We start from the raw sequence: 4,773 nt of genomic DNA, 5'->3' as shown, positions 1-4,773 counted from the left end.
AAGGGCACAGGCTTGCCCCCACCGATGATTTATTGATGGGGTTGAATATCCGTGGGAGCAACCGTCTCTGGTTGCTCACCAACCGATCATGGGCAAGCACAGAGGCTTGCCCCCACCGGTGATTTATTGATGGGGTTGAATATCCGTGGGAGCAACCGTCTCTGGTTGCGAATTTACAATCCCGATATCGCCGAAAAAATGGCGGAACACGCCCGCTCTTACAAGCAAAAGTTTTAATTGAAGGTGGGAGATGGGCAAGCATAGAGGCTTGCCGCTACCGATGATTTATTGATGGGGTTGAATATTCGTGGGAGCAACCGTCTCTGGTTGCTCACCAACCGATCATGGGCAAGCATAGAGGCTTGCCCCCACCGATGATTTATTGATGGGGTTAAATATCCGTGGGAGCAACCGTCTCTGGTTGCTCGCCAACCGATCATGGGCAAGCACAGAGGCTTGCCCCCACCATTCTGGGAAGAGATCGGGACAAATCTAAAATCCAAAATCTAAAATCTAAAATCCCCATTAGGGTTGATGTCAATGTTGAAAAATGATCTATTATTGCTCTATTCAAAACTAAATTGCTGAGGAGTCAGAATGACTATTTTGAGGAGAGCGGCTTATCTTGCTTGTCTGGTTATTTCGTCATTGAGTGGCGGTCAGGTTTTGGCCCAAGAGAATTTTTCCACCCCTCAAACATCCGGCGACAACGTACAACTCAAGAAATACCTCAACAGCCTGGTGAGGGGAAAAAATCCCGACGCGGAACCGGTACGATCGCTCGCTGCGGTGAGCGAAAACGCCCCGTCTACTGACGCGACGGATCTGGGGGTTCTGGGGGTGCAACCGGAGTGGCGGATCGCCGAGGAGACGGTGCTCGAAGAAGCGATCGCCCAATCCCCGGAAGCAGAAGAAGAAGTTGACCCCCGCCGCGCCGCCGATCGCTACAACCGCCGCCTCAGCAACCACTACAGCTATTTCGCCGTCGGGGGTAATATCGGCATCACCGGCGACGCCTCCGGCTTGGGCAAAGGGGGGGGCGGAACCCTCGGAAAAACGGGTTATTCTGAAAATATCTCCCTCCACACCGGCGGGATCATTCTCGGCGACAGCGCCAGCGTCGGCGCCCTGACCTACGATTTTCCCGTCCGGGCTGATACCGGGGCGGTGCTGCTGTCCCCCTTCGTGGGGGCGGGGGCGATTTGGGCCGACCTGTTCAACGAGGATTTCAGCTTCGGTCCGCTGTTCATGGCGGGGGTTGACGTCCCCATTTCCTACAGCTTCATCCTCACCGGCCGCGTCAACGTCGGCTACCTCCGGGAGAATACGGAGGTGGGGATCATGCTGGGTGTGGGTTACATCTTCACCCGCAGCATCTGGGATTTATTCTAGGGACTGGAGGGGAACTACACTCGGGTCGAGGATTTTGGGACTTGACCCGTGAAACTTGATCGCCAAAGACTGCTTTCCCCCGTTCCCGCCGAAAATGTGGGTGATCTTCCCGACGCCAAATGTCGTGTGAAATACGCGATCGCCCACTTTCCAAGTTTCGGGATTTGTCGCCGGGGTCGGTTTCGCCCTTTTCTTCTTTTTGCCGGTTTTCTTCGTCGCCGGCTTTTGAATCGGACGGACGAAAGGACGATATCCCTCGATCAAATTCTCGGGCAATTCTTTCAAAAACATCGACGGGACGCAGGGTTCCCGATATCCCCACAGCCGCCGTTCCAAGGCGTGGGTGATGAATAGCTGTTCCTGGGCACGGGTAATCCCCACATAACACAGCCGCCGTTCCTCTTCCAAACTGAGGGGATCGTCGATACTGCGGAAATTGGGAAATAACCCCTGTTCTAACCCCACCAAAAACACGATCGGAAACTCCAACCCCTTGGCCGAATGTAAGGTCATCAGAGATACCGCCTGCTGTCCTTCTTCCAAGTTGTCTAAATCTGAGGATAGGGAGGCGCTGGCCAAAAATCCTTGCAAGCTGCTATCTTCGTACTCCTCCTGATACTGGGAAACCGCGTTGCACAGTTCCCGCAGGTTATCTAAACGGTTGTCCGCCTCGTCGGTTCCCTGATTTTTGAGATCGTCGAAATAGCCGCAATCGGCTAAAATTCCTTCTAAGATATCGAGTGCAGAAGTGGTTTCAACGCGATCGCGCCAGGATTGAATGATTTGGGCGAACCGATTCACCGATTTGGCCGATCGCCCCGCGACGGTATTCACCGAATCCTCGTCGCCGACAATTTCCCACAGGGGAACCCCCAACTGTTGGGCGGCATTGTTCAACCCGTCGAGGGTCGTCCGCCCGATCCCCCGCCGGGGCACGTTGATGATCCGCTGCAAGCTGACGCTATCGGCGGGATTCGCCAACACCCTCAGATAGGATAAAGCATCCTTAATTTCTTTGCGATCGTAGAACTTCAGACCGCCGACGACATTATAAAGAATGTTATTCCGCAGCAGGACATCCTCAAAAGGCCGTGATTGGGCGTTGGTGCGGTAAAGTATGGCAAAACTTCCCGGCCCGAGTTCCGGATTTTGGTCGATCAGCATTTTAATTTGATCGACGACAAACTGGGCTTCGGCGATTTCCTCGTCCGCCTGATAGCAGTAGATCGGCGTGCCTCCCGATCGCGTCGGACGCAGCACTTTTTCAATTCTGGCGGTATTATTTTGGATGAGATGATTGGCGACTTCCAGGATATTTTCCCGCGATCGGTAATTTTCCTCCAATTTAATTAAAGTCCGGGTGTCGTCGTCCGACAAACCGTCCCCGAAATCGTCCTGAAATTCCAGCAAAATCGTATAGTCCGCCATCCGGAACGAATAGATCGACTGATCCACATCCCCCACCACGAAAATCGATCGATTTTTCCAATTCTCGAACGATCGCGGCTCTTCCCCGTTCGTCGCCAACAGCCGGATCAGGTCGTACTGGGTGCGGTTGGTGTCCTGATATTCGTCTACTAATATATGGCGGAATTTTTGGTGCCAGTAGGCGAGCACCTGTTCGTTTTGCCGGAACAGGGCGACGGGAACCCGGATCAGGTCGTCGAAGTCGAGGGCGTTGTTGGCCGCCAGGGCATCCTGATACAGGCCGTACACCTCCGAAATGACGCGCCCCGAATAGTCCGGGTTTTCCCGCGAATACTCCTGTGGCGAGAGTCCCAGGTTTTTGGCGTTGCTGATTTTGTAGCGGATCTTGCGGGGGTCGAATTTTTTGTCGTCCAGGTTCAGTTGTTTGGTGACGATCTGCTTCACCTGGGCCTGGGCGTCGGATTCGTCGAAAATTGAGAAGTTCTGCTGCCACTGCCGCCCCTTTTCGTCCTGATATTTGTTGATATCGTAGCGGAGGATGCGGGCGCACAAACTGTGGAACGTCCCCATCCACAGGTGTTTGGTGAGGGTGCGGTAGACGTGCGATCGCAGTTGGGTCTGTTCGGCCGGTTCCAGGGCCGAGAGGGGCTTTCCGTACTGTTTTTGAGCCTGCTGCTGGGCGAAAATGGACTCGACCCGCTCTTTGATCTCCCGGGCGGCTTTATTGGTAAAGGTGACGGCGAGGATATTTTCCGGGTTGACGCGGTGGGTGTGGATCAGGTTGGCGACGCGGTAGGTGAGGGCGCGGGTTTTCCCGGAACCGGCCCCCGCCACGACGAGCATCGGGCCGCAGAAGTGTTCGACGGCTTGCCGCTGGGAGGGGTTGAGGGTGGTGAGGAAATCGACGGTTTGCATGGAAGGTGCGATCGCATCTGGGGGCGGACAGAGTGTCTATTGTACAAAAAATCGAGCCGGCAAAGAATTGATAATTGATAATTGATAATTGATAATTATCAATTCATCAACTCCCCCCCCACTCCCTACTCCCTACTCCCTACTCCCTACTCCCTACCTTCAAACGATGCGGTTGACGATCCCCCAAACCTCGCCGTCCGATCGCACGTGGGGGACGGAGATGTTGCTGAATCCGGTGATGAAGGGTTTATAGTACACCTGCCAGTAGAGGGGGCTGATTTGGTCGGCGATCGCTTTGAGGGATTTTACCTCTTCGGAGAGCTCCCGGGCGAGGTGGTTGATGCGATCGGCGTGGACTTGGGCCTGGAGTCGGCTTTCCTCCATTTGCTGTTCGAGGGGGTGGCGGTGACTCCATTGGTCCAATTGTTGCTTTTTGTGGCGAAGCTGAGTTTTCAGGGCCGCGATCGCATCGTCGATCCCTTTGAGTTCGGCGGATTGGTTGGCGGTTTCCCGGGCCTGGCGCCGGTAGGCTTGGGCGATCGCTTGGGGGGAATCGTCTTCCGGGGTGACGGTTTCGATGTGAATCTGCTCCCGTTCCCGTTGCAGTGCCAGAATTTGGGTGCGGATCGCTTCAATTTCGGCTCGGAGTGATTGCATGATGGGTGTTCCTGAAATAAACCGGAAAATTGTAACAGTATCTTTACATTTTAAAGGCGGGCGATCAGTTAATATTGCAGAGCGGATTTGAGTCGAAATCTCCCCTCAATTCCTCAAATCTTCCTTTGACCTCGGGCTGAAACTCCGTCAGGCTACAAGGGACTCCAAGCCTCATCCGCACTACCGTAGACGGCGATCGTCCGGGGATCGCGGCGACGGCGTTTCTTTACTTAAGTTTATATCAGTCGAAGCGATCGCTCATCCAAATGTTAAGTTTAGTTTAATACCCTTGCACTTCTCTCTGAGGGTGGTAAATTAGTAATTGAAGCGAATAAAGCTTCAGTTGACAGATACCAAAGCGATGTTCATTCTGTCTGTTTG

At 53.9% G+C, this 4,773-nt stretch carries 3 protein-coding genes; 1 reads left to right on the top strand and 2 read right to left on the bottom strand.

The features are described from left to right. The first annotated feature begins 597 nt into the window (after window positions 1-597). A complete protein-coding gene (locus tag AC0QHF_RS12025) occupies window positions 598-1,392 on the top strand; it encodes a hypothetical protein (RefSeq protein WP_324704456.1) in 795 nt (264 codons plus the stop codon). Here the strand turns inward: AC0QHF_RS12025 and pcrA are convergent. Together pcrA and AC0QHF_RS12015 are read right to left on the bottom strand one after the other, a co-directional pair. Continuing rightward, the gene (pcrA, locus tag AC0QHF_RS12020; protein ID WP_324704455.1) at window positions 1,384-3,735 is read right to left on the bottom strand and encodes a DNA helicase PcrA; all 2,352 of its coding nucleotides are present in this window, start codon (window positions 3,733-3,735) and stop codon (window positions 1,384-1,386) included. The genes AC0QHF_RS12025 and pcrA overlap by 9 nt on opposite strands. Before the next feature lie 159 nt (window positions 3,736-3,894). Beyond that, complete coding sequence (locus tag AC0QHF_RS12015; protein ID WP_324704454.1) at window positions 3,895-4,392, bottom strand: hypothetical protein; 498 nt, start codon at window positions 4,390-4,392, stop codon at window positions 3,895-3,897. Between the last annotated feature and the right edge of the window lie 381 nt (window positions 4,393-4,773).

The organism is Lyngbya sp. CCY1209 (assembly GCF_055795065.1).
Note: the sequence above shows the minus strand (reverse complement) of the source record. Positions and strands in the feature narration are given on the sequence as shown.